Raw genomic sequence first — 270 nt, 5'->3', positions numbered from 1 at the left:
GGAAGACGCCCAGCGCGTCGCGGGCGATCGCGCCGTAGTGCCGCGCCCGCTCCAGCGAATCGGCCAGCGCGCCGTGCTTGGTCATCAGCGCCATCGCCTGCTCGAGATCGCCGGGCTCCTGCTCCAGCCGCTCGATCGTGCGACGCCAGAAATCGCGCTCGCTCTCGTCGCCGCGCCGCCAGGCCAGGACCACGGGCAGGGTGACCTTGCCTTCCCGGAAGTCGTCGCCGACCGTCTTGCCCAGCGCCGCCTGATCGGCGGAGTAGTCGA

1 protein-coding gene is annotated in these 270 nt (G+C 71.9%); it reads right to left on the bottom strand.

The features are described from left to right. A partial coding sequence (locus tag SB717_RS36085) for a polyprenyl synthetase family protein (RefSeq protein WP_410907803.1) occupies positions 1-270 on the bottom strand: 270 nt, incomplete at both ends.

This window comes from Priestia sp. SIMBA_032 (assembly GCF_046535215.1).
Lineage (GTDB): Bacteria > Bacillota > Bacilli > Bacillales > Bacillaceae_H > Priestia > Priestia aryabhattai.
Note: the sequence above shows the minus strand (reverse complement) of the source record. Positions and strands in the feature narration are given on the sequence as shown.